The following is a 14,099-nucleotide window of genomic DNA, read 5'->3' as shown; positions in this document are numbered from 1 at the left end:
GGTAGCAGGATTACAGGAACACTTCCCCGTCTTTAAACCCGAACATTCTTTCGTGGGTCATGAAAGTAATGGTGTCGGCGAGAGCTGTAGTGTCGTCGCTGAGATTCATGAGTTCATACACCTGGTGACGTTTGCCGTCGGCAAGAAAATCGAGTATTTTCCTGATCAATGCCTCGCGTACAGCATTCTTGTCGTCGGCAGCAGTCTCGTTGTTCCGGTTTGTACAGAAGTCACACATCCCGCAGTTGTGCTTTGTCTTCTCGCCAAAATAGTTGAGAAGAAGTCTGCTGCGACACAAGTTGTTGTTTTCGGCATAGTTGATGATAGACATAGCACGCTCCATAGCCCTGTCGTGCATGTCTTCATATACAGCCTTTGGTATTACAAGTCTTTGTGAGTCTTCCCGTCGCTGTTTGTATCGTATGTGAGGAATCTTCTTGCGTGGTATATAGTGCAGGATATTTTTCTCATTCAGACTTTTCAGTATGACATAAATCCTCTCGCTGTCCAGTCCTAAACGCTGGGCAAGGCTGCTTTCGTCGATGAAAGTATAGTCAACAAAGAGTCCTCCATAAAATCTCAGCAGAGTCTCAATCACCATGTCCTCCTCGTGTGAGTTGTTTCTCAGCCGGTAGAGTTCGTCACGTTGTAACAGAAATCTCACTCTCGACTTGTTGTCGTCGCTGTCTGAAAAGTCGAGATATCCCGACTGCACCAGTATTTTTATTGCCGCCAATGCCTTTGTGGGAAAATGTTTGAATGTGCGACAGAATCTTTCGGTGTTAAACTCGAAGTTGCAGTTGAAGCCATCGCCGAGTGCCACTTGGAAGAAGTAAGCCAAGTCGTCGTATACCTTTCTTATATAATCCTTTTCAGGAAAGCTGTCGGCAATGGTCTGTAGTATTCTTTTGTGGTCGTTATAGTCGTATAGAAGCACAGCCTTAGCCATCTCTCCATCTCTTCCAGCCCTTCCCGCTTCTTGGAAGTAAGCCTCTATGCTTGAAGGACATTCGTAGTGTACAACCATTCTCACGTCAGGTTTGTCGATACCCATGCCGAAAGCGTTAGTTGCCACCATAGTCTTCATTTCGCCCTTTTTCCATCTCTCTTGTCTGTCGTTTTTTACTGTGCTATCGAGATGTGCGTGGTAGAAAGTGGCGCTTTGTCCATTTTCGTTCAGATATTCCGCCAAATTTTTTGCATCGTCTCTGGTCTGTACATATACTATGCAACTCCCTTTAGCGTTTTCTATGAGTTGTGTAGTCTTCTCAAGTCTGTTTATAGGTTTTTCTACAATATATGCCAGATTAGTCCTTAGGAAACTCATTCTGAACACGTTGTCGCATTTGAAGTCGAGTTGTCTTTGTATGTCTTCCACTACGGCAGGAGTGGCTGTGGCAGTGAGAGCGAGTATGGCGGTGTCGGGGAATATTTTTTTGAAGTCTTTGATTTTCAGGTAAGAAGGTCTGAAGTCGTAGCCCCATTGTGTGATGCAGTGTGCTTCGTCTACGGTGATGAAACTGATGTGTGCGTGGTTAATTTTTTTTAGGAAGAAAGTGGAGGATAGTCGTTCAGGCGACACGTAGAGCAGTTTGTATGCTCCGAAGATACAGTTTTCGAGTGTTGAAATAATCTGGTCGTTAGTCATTCCGGAGTAAATAGCCGCCGCCTTTATTCCCCTTTTCCTTAGGTTTTCCACTTGGTCTTTCATGAGTGCGATGAGAGGTGTGATAACGATGCAGACCCCATCCATGGCTATGGCAGGAACTTGGAAAGTGACCGACTTTCCTCCGCCTGTAGGCATCAGCCCGAGAGTGTCTTTCCCTTGGCTGATGCTGTTTATTATCTCACTTTGTATGCCTCGAAAATTGTCGTATCCCCAATATTTTCGGAGGATATCCCGAAATGTTTCTTCCGTCATTGTTTGGTTATTCCTTCGTCGATGGTTTGATATCCTCAATTTGCAACTGCACCTCGCCATGCTTATATGCGTTTTCCTCTATTGTATACACAATGTCGAAACTGCGTTTGCTTTTTATAAACATGGCAGAGCCCGACTGTCCGAAAGCGATGCCGTTCATCACGTTGCTCGACTTGCTGTCTACGAGTTCGAGCTTTATGTGTTCCTGTTGTTTTCCCACCACTTTGCTTGTACCGTAGTCATACACCTCATGTGTGCAGAACAGCGGTTTTGGGTTGTATGGTCCGTGGGGAGCAAACTTCTTGATGTCGTTGAGCATTTTTTTTGTAATATCTTTGAAGTCTATCTCCTCCTCAATATCCAGAATAGCCTGTGTCTGTTCGGGCTTTATGTTATCGTTTACATAATTTTGAAATCTCCTTCTGAATTCCGGTATGTTTTCCTTTTTCATCGAGAGTCCCGCGGCGTATGTGTGACCTCCAAAGTTTTCGAGCAGGTCTCGGCAGCTTTTTATTGCGTCGTAGATGTCGAATCCCGCCACGCTTCTTGCCGATCCGGTAGCCATTCCTTCAACAATGGTGAGCACGACAGTAGGTCTGAAATACAGTTCGGTGAGTCTTGATGCCACTATTCCAATCACGCCCTTTTTCCAGTTTTCTCCATAAAGCACAATTGACGAGAGATGCTGTTGGTTTTCCAATTTCTCAACTATTTGGTTAGCCTCTTCCGTCATTTGTTTGTCGATGTCCTTTCTTTGCTCGTTATATCCGTTTATCTGGCTTGCCTGTAGCAGTGCGGTTTTGAAGTCTCTCTCCACGAGCAGGTCAACAGCCTCTTTTCCGTTTTGCATACGTCCCGAAGCGTTTATTCTTGGACCAATTTTAAACACTATGTCGCTCATGGTAAGTTCTCTTCCCGCCAGTCCGCATATTTTGATGATGGCTTTCAGTCCCACCGACGGGTTTTGGTTAATCTGTTTCAGACCGTGGAAGGCGAGTGTTCTGTTTTCACCAGTCACTGGCACTATGTCAGAAGCTATGCTTACAGCGCAGAAGTCGAGCACCGACATGAGTTTAGAGAACGGAATGCCATTGTTTTTAGTAAACGCCTGCATGAATTTGAATCCCACGCCGCATCCCGACAGGTGGTGGAACGGGTAAGTAGAGTCCTTTCTTTTAGGGTTGAGAATAGCCACAGCCGGCGGCATTTCGTCGTCGGGTTCGTGATGGTCGCAAATAATGAAGTCTATGCCCAGTGTTTTGGCATAGGCAATCTCTTCGTTGGCTTTTATGCCGCAGTCGAGAACGATGATGAGTTTCACACCTCTTTCCTTAGCTTCATCTATGCTTTTCCTGCTTACTCCGTATCCTTCGTCGTATCTGTCAGGTATATAGTATTCGATGTTTGAATAAAACTGCTGCAGAACTTTATATACCAAAGCCACGGCGGTACATCCGTCTACGTCGTAGTCACCATACACCATTATTCTCTCCTTACGTCCCATGGCATCGTTGAGTCTGTCTACTGCGATGTCCATATCGTTCATAAGGAATGGGTCGATGAGTTCGCTTAGCATAGGTCTGAAGAATCGTTTTGCCGCCGACTCGGTTTTTATGCCTCTTCTTATGAGAAGATCGGCGAGTACTGGGCTCATTCCGATTTTTTCAGCCAGTTCTTTAGCTGCTTGTGTTCTTTCGGCAGAGGGTGTTTCGTAGTTCCATTTAAAATGCATTTATATTGTTTTTTTTCTTTCTGTGTAGTATATGATTTCACGCAAGTGTGCAATCAGCGTGTAAAATTACGAAAAAAAATCAATATATCCGTACAGAACCCCGTTTTTTTTTGATTTTTTAAAAAATGTATATAAAAAGAAGAATGAAGATAGTTGTTTAAAAACATTCTTCATTCTTCACTTTTCATTTATGCGGAATTAAATTCCGAGCTTTTTCCTTATGTCCTTAGGAATGGCATTTTTGTTTACCATGAAGTCCATGGTATTGTCTGCAATGTAGCTCTTGGTCATATACCAGATGCCTTTGTAGTCGCCTGTTTCGCCCCATGAGTTCTTCACCATATAGTATTCCTTGCCATTTTGGTCTTTTGCCACGCCGAAGATGAGCATGCCGTGGTCGTCGGTCAGTTCCCAGTTGTCGTAGCGCTGCTGGCGACGCTCCTGTGTAGGAGTGATTTCGGGTACTGTACATCCCAAGGAGTCGATTATTGCGGTTTTCTTTTTAGGTTCGAGTCTCATCCATTTTGCCATGTCGCTTCCTTGTAGGCTTTCCATCTCTTTTGTGTTGTAAGCATAGGCAAGACCTTTGCGTGTGAATCCTTCCTCGCTCACGTCGCCTCCCCATGCTATGGTGTATCCCTCTGCTATGGCGTTATCTATGACTCTCATCATCTCGTCCAAGGGCAGGTTCCACGACAGTGGGTTGCGCCAGTTGTCCTGCACTTCTACAGCAAAGCGGGTGTAGAACGGGTGGTGTGTGTAAGAAGTGATGGTCACATAGTCGTCGAGATTTATTCCCAGGCTCTGCATGAAAGTCTGTGGAGTGTATTGCTTTCCTTCGTATGTGAATGTCTCAGGACACTTGCCGAGGTATGCGTCGAGTATTCCCTGCAGTCCCACTTTCCATTGTGAAGAGAGCTTCTTGAAATTGCCTTTCGACACGGCAGCCACGTATGGCTCCATAAGAGCGAAAAACTCATTGAAGTTGTTCAGTGAGTCGCCGTAGAGTGAACCAGGGAAAGGCATGGCGTCCTCTGGGCAGATGCCATAGTGCTGCATGCAGAAGAGTGGGTCGTAGCAAGAGCCTCCCTGTGCAAACTGGCAGTCGCCGTGAAGTCTCACCACCTGTATGGCACGGTCCATGTAAGTCTTGTTAGCCACAAACGACTCGCAAAGGTCGTAAGTCTTTCCTGTCTTTTTCAGGATTTCGGCTTCGAAGTACGACAGGGTGGAGTAGTCCCAGCATGTGCCGCTACGGTTTTGGTCTTTGATACTCGTGATTTTGTTTTCCTTGATAGTGGTGAATACGGGTTTGTTCTTGTTCTCACCATCTTTTTTCTCTTGTGCGCCAGCGCTCAGTGATATGAGAGCCGCCAGCGACATAAGCATAAGTTTTTTCATTTTTCTGTTAATTGTTATTTTGTTTATATTTTTATTCTTCTCAACATCTGTTTTCCTCAATATACCTTTCCACATCTGCAGGATGATAAGGTATGCGCTTGTTGCCAAGGAATCGGCATCCTTCGGAGGTGATGAGTATGTCGTCTTCAAGTCTTATTCCGCCGAAGTCCTTGTATGTCTCGATTTTGTCGAAGTTAAGGTATTCGGCACAGTGGCCGCTGGCACGCCAGCTGTCGATGAGGTCTGGAATGAAGTAGATGCCAGGCTCGTCGGTCATCACGAAGTTCTCCTCCAGTCGTCGTCCCATTCTCAGGCAGTTTGTACCAAACTGTTCGAGGTTTGGTCTTGTTTCCTCGTCAAATCCTACGTATATCTGTCCCAGTCCTTCCATGTCGTGTACGTCCATTCCCATCATGTGTCCCAGTCCGTGAGGCATAAACATGGCGTGTGCACCAGCTTTCACTGCCTCTTCCGTGTCGCCCTTCATCAGTCCCAGTTCTTTCAGTTTTTCGGTCATCAGCCGGCACACGTTCATGTGTACGTCCATCCATTTCACACCAGGCTTAGCCACCTCCAGAGTATAGTCGTGGCAAGCCTCCACTATGGAGTATATTTCAAGCTGTCGCTGTGTGAACTTGTTGGCCACGGGGAATGTTCGTGTGTTGTCGGAGCAGTAGTCATCGAGTTCGCATCCGCAGTCACACAGTGCGAGTCGTCCTTCCTCCAGTATGTCATAACTTGGTATTCCGTGCATTATCTCTCCATGCTGGCTGAAGATTGTTGGGAAGCTGTTTTTTGTGGCGTTCGAGAGAGCCACGCTGTCAATGATGCCTCCGACGTATTTTTCAGTCAGTCCGGCTCGTGTCACCTTCATAGCCGTTGTGTGCATTAGATATCCCACGTCGCATGCCCTTTCTATAGCCTCTATTTCCTGTTGCTCTTTTGTAGCTCGTTGTTTCACCACAGCCATTATGAGCTCGAGCGACGCAGCCTCTTTTTGTTTTGAGGGGTGAATGTCCAGCAGGTCCATTATCTGTATCATGATGTCGTGGCGGTATGGCGGCAGGAAGTGTATTTTTCGTCCCTTTGCCTTTGCTTCGTCGCATATGTCCTTCAGAGCCTTCATTGGTGCTGAGTTGTCTACCCCCACTTCAGCAGCCATTTCGGCCACTCTGTTCACCTTTCCCAACCAAACGATGTCTTCAATGTCGATGTCGTCACCTATTAGTATTTCGCGGTTGTTGTCGATGTCTATCACTCCCGCCAGTCCGTCTCTGTGCTGTCCGAAGTAGTAGAGAAACGACGAGTCCTGTCTGAATGGGTAGTACGTGTTATTAGGATAGTTCATTGGCGACTCGTTGTTGCCGAACAGAACTATAATCCCGCTTTTCACCAATTCCTTCAGTTTGGCTCTACGCTTGATGTAAGTCTCTTTTGTGAACATGTTGTATTAAATTTAGATGAATTATTGACTTTTATTTCGCAAAGGTAGTGTTTTTTTCTGAAAATGTAGTATCTTTGCACCGATTTTTTAATATTTATAGGCTAATAATTATGCTAATTAACAGAAATACAGGTCTTGTGCTTGAAGGAGGAGGTATGCGAGGTGTTTTTACGAGTGGAGTGCTCGACGCGTTTATGAAGCATCAGTTGTATTTCCGCTATATAGTGGCGGTGTCGGCAGGGGCCTGCAATGGCTTGTCGTATGCCAGCCGTCAGCCCCGCCGTGCCCGTTTGTCAAACATCGACATGCTTGTGAAGTACAACTACCTTAGTATTCGTCACCTCATCACCCAGGGTTGCATCTTCGACCCTGAACTTCTATACGACCGTTTTCCCAACGAGCTCATACCTTACGACTACGACACCTACTTCGCCGGCCATTCCCGTTTTGAGATGGTGGTCACCAATTGTGCCACAGGCCGTGCCGAGTATCTTGTAGAGGATTCAGGCAACAGGCAGCGTCTTCTCGACATAGCGCGTGCCAGCAGTAGCCTGCCTTATGTGAGCAAGGTGGTGGAGGTGGATGGTCAGCCGTATCTCGACGGAGGCATAGTTGACAGCCTTCCGGTGATGCGTGCCATTGAGACGGGTCATAAGTTCAATGTGGTGGTGATGACTCGCAACCGTGGATTTCGCAACACTGGTCGCGACCGCAAGATACCTGGTTTCATATATAAGAAGTATCCGCGCCTTCGTGTAGCCTTGAGCCATCGCATCAAGGTCTACAACCAGCAGCTCGACATGGTTGAACAGATGGAAGACCGTGGCGAGATACTCGTCATTCGTCCGCAGCGCCCCATGGATGTCGACCGCATAGAAAAAGACCCTGTCAAGCTGGAGGCCTTGTATGAGGAAGGCTTCCGCCTTGGTGAAGAGTTTTGCTTACGGTATCTTGAACAGTAAGTCAGAAAATCTTTTTTCAGAAGTGATATTGCCTTCTCTCAGTCCTTAAGCAGGTCTGGGCGGAGGGCTTTTGTGCGGGCCATGGCCTGGTCAAACTCCCATTGCTTAATTTTCGCCTCGTTGCCGCTGAGCAGAATGTCGGGCACCTTCCAGCCTTTGTAGTCGGCGGGGCGGGTGTAGATAGGGGCGGAGAGCATGTCGTCTTGGAAACAGTCGGAGAGTGCGCTCTGCTCGTCGCCTATGACACCAGGCACAACCCTTACTATGGCGTCCGCCATGACAGCCGCCGCCAGTTCTCCTCCCGTGAGCACATAGTCGCCAATGCTTATCTCGCGTGTGATGAGATGTTCGCGTATGCGGTGGTCGATGCCTTTGTAGTGGCCGCATAGTATGATGATGTTGCCAAGGAGCGAGAGGTCGTTGGCAATGTGCTGGTTGAATTGCTCGCCGTCGGGAGAGGTATATATCACCTCGTCGTAGTCACGTTCTGCCTTCAAGGCGCTGATGCATCGGTCGATGGGTTCACACTGCATCACCATGCCGGCGAATCCCCCGTAGGGATAGTCGTCCACTCGGCGCCACTTGTCGAGAGTGTAGTCGCGCAGGTTGTGCAGGTGAATTTCCGCAAGTCCCTTTTTCTGTGCCCTTGCGAGTATGGACTCGTGTACAAAACCCTCTATCATTTCGGGCAATACTGATATAATGTCTATTCTCATATTTCTGTTTATTCTTTCATGTCTTCCAGTTCTTTCAGGTTCTCTTCCTCTCCCACTATCCACACGATGTCGCCCTTGCGGAATTTTCTTGCCGGGGCGATGGGTGAGAGTCGTTCCTTGCCTTCTTCCAGGCCAATGACCATACACTTGTGGCGGTCGCGAATGCCGCTGTCGCGCAGTGACACGCCGAGCAGAGGCGACGTGCCGTTGATGACCATCTGCCGCAGTTTCATCTCCCTGTTGCGTATGTCGAGTTCGAGGTCGTTCACTTCGCTTTTCATCGCCTCCGCAAGCTTCGAGAGCTGACTGTCATCGCCTATTACCTGAAGTCGGTCGTAGGGGAAGAGCTGCTCGTCGGCAGTGGGTATGTTGATGCGTCGGTTGGCACGGAAGATGCTGCACACATGTACACCGAAGCGCTGTCGGAAGGCGAGGTCCTGAAGGCTGCGGCCTATCCAGTTGGAGTCGGCAGGCACGTCGACGAAGCTGATGTGAATGTTGCGGTCGAGCAGGTGACCGGCATAGAGCGGTCGTTTGCGTCCGCGCATCTGGGCGTCGATGTCGCGCGAGCGTAGGTTTTGCATAAACATTCGTTCGAGCATTATCGAGCGGCGTTTCAGTCCGCGGGATAGCACGAAGAGGGTGATGACACTTATGGCTATGGCCACGGCGAGAGCTGTACCGAAGCGGCTCAGATAGTTCACCACATAGAATACGAACGAACTGGCTATGACCACTCTCACCAGTATGGTGAACATCAGCGGCAGATGGTTCAGCCTGCTTTCCGCCCATAGCGCCTTAAACTCCTCGCTATGGTTTTTCTTCACCACCATCGCACGCAGGAAAGGCGACATGGCCAGTATCGTGAGCAGGGCACATAGCGTGTTGGCTGCCCATGGCCATTGTGGCAGCAGGTGGATGGCGAATGGAAGGAAGAAGGATAGCATGAGCGCTATGACGGTGATGGAGAGTATGGAGTAGATCACTATATTGACAGTCATCTGCAGCAGCAGGCTCTTCCAGTTGTTGCGTGTTCCCGCTCCCGAAGGCTGCGCTATGGTGATGTTGTTTAGAAAGAGGATGGCCTTCCGGGGCAGATGGCGGTCGAGGAAGCTGTAGCAAGGCTCGGCGGCACGTATCATGTAGGGTGTGAGGAAGGTGGTGATGACCGACACTGTTACTACCACAGGATATAGGAAATTGTCGATTACCCCCAGTGAGAGTCCCAAAGAAGCGATGATGAAAGCAAACTCACCTATCTGTGCCATCGAGAAACCGCATTTCATGGCAGTGCGGAGGGTCTGTCCGCTAAGCAGGTAACCTACCGAGCCGAAGAGGCACTGTCCTGCCACTATGGTTACCACGAGTATGGCTATTGGCATGGCGTAGCTCACGAGTATGGCAGGGTCGACAAGCATGCCGACGGAAACGAAGAACACTGCGCCGAAGAGGTTTTTCACCGGTTCCACCACTTTAATTATATTTTCCGCCTCAATGGTTTCTGCCAGTATGCTTCCCATTACAAACGCTCCGAAGGCGCTGCTGAAGCCCACGTGGGTGGAAACCACTGCCATGAGGCAGCATAGTCCAAGTGCCACTACGAGCAGTGTCTCCTCGGTGATGAGTTTTCTCACGCTGCGCAGAAACATGGGCAAGACCGAGATGCCCACCACAAACCATAGTATGAGGAAGAAGGCTATGCGCATGACGCTTCCGAGCATCTCGCCCCCGTCGGGACTGCTGCCCTGTGCCACCGACGACAGCATCACCATCATGACGATGGCGAGAATGTCTTCGAGTATGAGCACACTCATGACGAGTCCCGCAAACTGCTGTTGCCGCAGTCCCATATCGTCGAATGCCTTATATATAATAGTGGTGGACGACATGGCGAGCATTCCAGCGAGGAAGAGGCAGTTCATCTGGCTCCAGCCGAACGCCTTTCCCACCGTGATGCCGAGCAGCATCATGCAGAAGATGATGGTCATGGCGGCTATCACCGGTGCCGCTCCCATCTTGAGTATTTTCTTGAAAGAGAAGTCGAGGCCGAGGGAGAAGAGCAGGAATATGACCCCGATGTCAGCCCATGTCTGCACGTTGGCCTTGTCCATTACCGACATGGTGTATGGCATGTGTGGGCTTACGACAAATCCTGCCACGATATACCCGAGCACGAGCGGCTGTTTCAGTCGCTTGAAGAGTATCGTGACCACTCCCGCCACTACCAGTATGAGGGCGAGGTCGTTGACTAACGTAGGTATCTCGGACATATCTATATTGCTTATGTGTTACTTAATACCACTGTATAGCATTGCTATAGCTGCTTCGCTTGTCATACTTCAGTGCGTCGGTAAGCGTGGCGGCGTTGCATCTGAACGAGAAGTTATAGCTTGTATATGGTGCGAGCACCACCGAGCACGACATGTTGAAGCAGTGGAGGTCGCGTCCGAGCGAGGCGGTGGTCATTGAGATCTTGTGGTTCTCGAAGTCGTAGCCGGAAGAAAAGCTGATGTTCCATCCGTCGCTCAGACGTACGTTGCCGCTCACGTTGAGTGTCTGTGTGAAGGAGTAGGGGTAGCGCATCTTGTCGTAGTTGAAGTCACCGCCTGTGTTTTCCCTCATGCTTATACCATAGCCGAAGCTCAGCGACCATGGCATAGAGAACTTCATGTATCCGTCGTCGTCGGTCTCAGCCTTTCCCGCGTTTTCCTTCCTTGCTCCCCTCTGTCCTTTCTGCATGGTGTCGTCTTCGTTGGTCTCGCGGTTGAATTCGTCGTCCTCGTCATCATCGTCGAGGCCGTTCTTATTGTTTTTGTCGTTTTTCTTTTCCACTTTCTCTCCCTTTAGCCATTTGATGAAGTTCATCACCTTTGTGTTGTCGAGCGTGTAAGAGAGGTTTTGCGATATGCCTTGGAACCGTCCGAACTTTCCCTGGCTGTATAGCGTGGTATGTTCGCTGAGTCGAGGCTTTCCCTCTTCGTCGAGTTCGTAGGCGTATGTGGCGAAGGTGGCGTTGAGGTTCAGTGTGTAGCTCTTGGTGAGCTTCAGTCTCAGTCGGGTGCTGAGGTCGCTCCATGGTCGTATGTCGGTTGCCATGTTGTACGACATTGACGCTCCGAGTTCGTCAATGAGGCTTATCTTCTTGAATCCCGTGGAGTCGTCGTCCGACTTTATCTTCATCTCTAAGTTGTTTGAGATGTCCATCGATATGCTCCCCGTCTTGCCTTTCCCCGGCACTCCGAAGAGGCCGCCCGTATATGGTGAATATTCCACGAGCGACACGTTTCCGTCCTTGTCCGTCTTCTGGTAAGTCTCGTAGTAGCCGTAGCGCGACGCACTGAAGTCAGGGGCGTAGTTGAAGCTCACCTGTGGGGTGAAGACGTGTCTGATGGCCTGTATCTTGTCGCCGAAGATTTTTTTCGACGGGATGAAGAATCCGTAGAGTTTTGTTGAAGCCGACACGCTCATGTTCCAGTCGTAAATGTTGTAGAATCCGTCGGTGGTGTCAGATCGTTCCACCTGTCTTGTCTCGTCCCACGACTTTGTAACCTTGGTGGTGTACATTCGGTCGCTGAAGTTTATCGACGGGTTGATGTTCAGGTATCCAAAGAGCGTGAAGTTTCCGCTGATGGGTATAGAGTGCTTCATGCCGTTTCGCCAGTCTCTTGTAAGGCTGGAGTGCAGCAGTTTGTCTTCTTTCGTGGTTATGGAGTTTGAGAGTTGTCCGGTGTACGACATTGATATTTTCTCATACCATCGTTCCTTTCCCGCAGCCTTTTTTCTTTTGAACGGATAGAATCGGCTTACCGAAATGTTGAGGTCTGGCAGGGTCATGGAGATGGTGGAGTCTCTCATGTTCTGGTTCAGGTTCATGGTAGAGCTTAATGTCATTCCGATGCTTGAGAAGGTGTTGGTCATCGACACCGACGATGTACGTGTTGTCTGGGCATAGCTTTGCGGGTTGTACATCGAGGTGAGGTTGTTTTTCTCGTAGCTGCTTGTGGCGAAGTTCACGCTTGCCTGAATGGTGCGGAAAGGGTTGGCCTTTTGGTCTTGCCGGTGGCTCCATTGTATCTTAAACGAAGTCTGTTTCATGTAGTCCGGCATGTTCTTCTCGCCGTTGATGGTGTTTTGGTATGACGCGAAGAACGAGCCGCTGTATTTATACCTCTTTGTATAGTTAGAGGCGGCAGACAGTCCCCATGAGCCTTTAGTGTATATTTCGCCGAGGAGTTTCAGGTCCATCTTGTCGCTGATGGCGAAATAGTATCCTCCGTCGCGCAGGTAGAATCCCCGTTCAGTCTCGTCGCCGTATGTGGGCATGATAAGTCCGCTGGAGTAGCTCTTGGTAAAGGGGAAGAAGCCGTAGGGAATGGCAAGCGGCAGTGGCACGTCGGCCACCACGAGGTATGCCGGACCGAACACAGCGTCTTTTCCCGGTCTTACCTTTGCTCTCGACATGGCTATGTAGAAGTCGGGGTGTGGGTTGTCGCAGGTGGTGTATTTTCCGTGCATGAGAAACATCTCCCCTTTGTCGTTTCGCTTAGATATCTCGCTGGTGAGGAATCCGTCCTCCTGCTGTGTATATACACCGGTGATGAGACCTTTCTTTGTCTTGAAGTTAAAGGCCATGGTGTCGCTCTCATACTTGTCGCTGCCCATCTCAAACACAGGTGTGCCGAAGATGGCTCCGGTGGAGTCTCGGGAGCCTGTGGCATGCACGAGGCTACTGTCGAGGTTCATGTATATCTGGTCGCTCTTCAGGTCCATGTCCTGATACTTCACGTTAGAGTTGCCGTAGAGGAATGCAAGTCCCGAGGCTGCCTCGTAAGTCAGGGAGTCTTCGGCTGTATATTCCACAGGCGAGTCGATACCGTTTTTCCTCTTTCTGTTGATACTGTCGAAGGCCAGGGAGTCGTCTATGGCCTTGTTATGATGGTAAATGGCGAGTTGTAGGGAGTCCATCTTAGTAGTGTCAGGACCCTCTGCCGTAGCTGTAGTGTCGATTTTTTCTGGTGTGGTTTTTGCTATGGTGTCGAGGGGAGCATTATCTTCCTTCAAGCTTGTCGAGTCATTGTTATCTGTTTTTTGCAAGCCTGAGAAAAAAGCCTTTGGTGTCTCTGCCCAGATGAACGCCAGTGCGAAAACCATCAGAAATATGAATGTATTTTTTCTCACGGCTGCAAAATTACTGCAAAAATGTTGAAAACTATATGCCTTTCCCGTATTTAACACATTTTTTAACGAAAAGTTGAGCGATATATGACCTAAAGTCCAAAAACAAATGAACCTGGTGGAAATCATATTGGATTAATTAGATAACCGCCAGGTTCAATTCATTTATTTATTAAATATCACACCTAGCTCTCACTTAGAAGTACACATTGGCACCCATGCAGCTCGTCACTCCGAGCGTAGTGGCTATTGCCGACAGTGCGGCTACAATCAGCTGAAGTATCAGCTTCCAAGTATTCGTTTTATTAGTTGTACTCATAATCGTAATTTTTTAAAGTTCACTTTATTTTACCAAAGAGTTTAAGAGTTTAAGAGTATTTGTATAATGATAGAGGTTGAATGCCAAGGCATTTAGAGCTTATAGAGAGCTGCGCAAAACCTCTTTTCCTCTGTCGCTTGCGACCTACTCCATCAACAAAAACGACTCTTTCCCTCTTTATCTCTTTGTTTTAAAAAATACCCTTCGTAGGGAATTACCACTTCTTTAAGGTTTACCTTTTAAAGTTTACTGTCCCAGGTCGTCGCCACCGCCGCCGCTTCCGCCGGCACCGGCATCCTCACCTCCACTCGGATTCTCAGGGTCCTCTATCACGCCAGAGTCACTGGAGTTCACGCGCTTCACCACCTTTCCGTTGCGGTCGTAGCAGGTGATGCTCACTGCGGTGGTCATCAGTTCCTTCTTCACGTC

General features: G+C 48.8%; 9 protein-coding genes and 1 pseudogene. 1 reads left to right on the top strand and 9 read right to left on the bottom strand.

Annotation, left to right across the window (positions count from 1 at the left end; all coding sequences use genetic code 11):
• Nucleotides 1–10: 10 nt before the first annotated feature.
• The 4 genes from CIK98_RS03010 to CIK98_RS02995 form a co-directional block, all read right to left on the bottom strand.
• Nucleotides 11–1,921 (bottom strand): ATP-dependent DNA helicase RecQ, encoded by a 1,911-nt coding sequence (locus tag CIK98_RS03010; protein WP_094382805.1) that lies wholly within the window; start codon nucleotides 1,919–1,921, stop codon nucleotides 11–13.
• Nucleotides 1,922–1,928: 7 nt separating this feature from the next.
• Entirely contained in the window at nucleotides 1,929–3,653 is a 1,725-nt protein-coding gene (gene recJ, locus CIK98_RS03005) for a single-stranded-DNA-specific exonuclease RecJ (RefSeq protein WP_094382804.1), read from the bottom strand.
• A gap of 198 nt (nucleotides 3,654–3,851) precedes the next feature.
• Nucleotides 3,852–5,054, bottom strand: coding sequence for an aminopeptidase C (locus tag CIK98_RS03000; RefSeq protein WP_094382873.1), 1,203 nt, complete (start codon nucleotides 5,052–5,054; stop codon nucleotides 3,852–3,854).
• A 40-nt stretch (nucleotides 5,055–5,094) separates the two neighbouring features.
• Nucleotides 5,095–6,498, bottom strand: a complete 1,404-nt coding sequence (locus CIK98_RS02995) for an aminopeptidase P family protein (protein ID WP_094382803.1) — start codon at nucleotides 6,496–6,498, stop codon at nucleotides 5,095–5,097.
• 110 nt (nucleotides 6,499–6,608) lie between these two features.
• Here CIK98_RS02995 and CIK98_RS02990 point away from each other — a divergent pair, with 110 nt between their 5' ends.
• Nucleotides 6,609–7,460, top strand: a complete 852-nt coding sequence (locus tag CIK98_RS02990) for a patatin family protein (RefSeq protein WP_094382802.1) — start codon at nucleotides 6,609–6,611, stop codon at nucleotides 7,458–7,460.
• Nucleotides 7,461–7,498: 38 nt separating this feature from the next.
• Here CIK98_RS02990 and trmD read toward each other — a convergent pair whose 3' ends face one another.
• The 5 genes and pseudogenes from trmD to CIK98_RS17910 form a co-directional block, all read right to left on the bottom strand.
• Nucleotides 7,499–8,176 carry a tRNA (guanosine(37)-N1)-methyltransferase TrmD gene (gene trmD, locus CIK98_RS02985; protein WP_094382801.1) on the bottom strand — a complete coding sequence of 226 codons (678 nt, stop codon included), beginning with the start codon at nucleotides 8,174–8,176 and terminating at the stop codon, nucleotides 7,499–7,501.
• An 8-nt stretch (nucleotides 8,177–8,184) separates the two neighbouring features.
• Nucleotides 8,185–10,446 (bottom strand): cation:proton antiporter, encoded by a 2,262-nt coding sequence (locus CIK98_RS02980; RefSeq protein ID WP_094382800.1) that lies wholly within the window; start codon nucleotides 10,444–10,446, stop codon nucleotides 8,185–8,187.
• 22 nt (nucleotides 10,447–10,468) lie between these two features.
• A complete protein-coding gene (locus CIK98_RS02975) occupies nucleotides 10,469–13,354 on the bottom strand; it encodes a putative LPS assembly protein LptD (protein ID WP_094382799.1) in 2,886 nt (961 codons plus the stop codon).
• 193 nt (nucleotides 13,355–13,547) lie between these two features.
• Nucleotides 13,548–13,670: a smalltalk protein gene (locus CIK98_RS17915; protein WP_172409793.1), complete on the bottom strand. Its 123-nt coding sequence runs from the start codon at nucleotides 13,668–13,670 to the stop codon at nucleotides 13,548–13,550.
• Nucleotides 13,671–13,916: 246 nt separating this feature from the next.
• Nucleotides 13,917–14,099 (bottom strand): annotated as a pseudogene (locus CIK98_RS17910) (DNA-binding protein); the annotation flags it as partial.

The sequence above is a fragment of the Prevotella sp. P2-180 genome (assembly GCF_002251435.1).
Taxonomy (GTDB): Bacteria; Bacteroidota; Bacteroidia; order Bacteroidales; family Bacteroidaceae; genus Prevotella.
Note: the sequence above shows the minus strand (reverse complement) of the source record. Positions and strands in the feature narration are given on the sequence as shown.

What these genes read in the sequence shown, in the direction of transcription:
- CIK98_RS03010 (WP_094382805.1), bottom strand. Translation starts at nt 1,921, where the DNA reads ATGACGGAAGAAACATTTCGGGATATCCTCCGAAAATATTGGGGATAC.
- recJ (WP_094382804.1), bottom strand. Translation starts at nt 3,653, where the DNA reads ATGCATTTTAAATGGAACTACGAAACACCCTCTGCCGAAAGAACACAA.
- CIK98_RS03000 (WP_094382873.1), bottom strand. Translation starts at nt 5,054, where the DNA reads ATGAAAAAACTTATGCTTATGTCGCTGGCGGCTCTCATATCACTGAGC.
- CIK98_RS02995 (WP_094382803.1), bottom strand. Translation starts at nt 6,498, where the DNA reads ATGTTCACAAAAGAGACTTACATCAAGCGTAGAGCCAAACTGAAGGAA.
- CIK98_RS02990 (WP_094382802.1), top strand. Translation starts at nt 6,609, where the DNA reads ATGCTAATTAACAGAAATACAGGTCTTGTGCTTGAAGGAGGAGGTATG.
- trmD (WP_094382801.1), bottom strand. Translation starts at nt 8,176, where the DNA reads ATGAGAATAGACATTATATCAGTATTGCCCGAAATGATAGAGGGTTTT.
- CIK98_RS02980 (WP_094382800.1), bottom strand. Translation starts at nt 10,446, where the DNA reads ATGTCCGAGATACCTACGTTAGTCAACGACCTCGCCCTCATACTGGTA.
- CIK98_RS17915 (WP_172409793.1), bottom strand. Translation starts at nt 13,670, where the DNA reads ATGAGTACAACTAATAAAACGAATACTTGGAAGCTGATACTTCAGCTG.